Genomic DNA, 336 nt, shown 5'->3' with positions numbered 1-336 from the left:
GTGTATAGCGTATACAAGTGTCGTTCAATACAAAATCTGGCTGCCCCGTCAGCAGCCAGCCAACATCGATTACAACCCGAGTGCGCGATCATCGAGAGAACTCTCTGATGCGCCTGTTGTGTTTCTTCCAAGATTGGAGCGCATGCCCTGGGCGCGCGCTCAACCGGTTACGCCTGACGACCATAGCGAGTTGGTCCCACTCCTTCCCATCCCGAACAGGACAGTGAAACGACTTTGCGCCGATGATAGTGGACGGACGTCTGTGAAAGTAGGTCATCGTCAGGCTTTTATTGCTCAGAACCCCGCAGCTCACCGCTGCGGGGTTTTGTTTTTGTG

Annotated in this window: 1 rRNA gene; it reads left to right on the top strand. The window is 54.2% G+C overall.

Annotation, left to right across the window (positions count from 1 at the left end):
• Window positions 1-172 precede the first annotated feature (172 nt).
• A 5S ribosomal RNA gene (gene rrf / locus ACEU5R_RS32015) occupies window positions 173-285 on the top strand.
• Window positions 286-336 lie beyond the last annotated feature (51 nt).

The sequence above is a fragment of the Achromobacter sp. 413638 genome, from assembly GCF_043119405.1.
In the GTDB taxonomy this organism is placed as follows: Bacteria; Pseudomonadota; Gammaproteobacteria; order Burkholderiales; family Burkholderiaceae_B; genus Achromobacter.
This window is presented reverse-complemented; position numbering and strand designations above follow the sequence as displayed.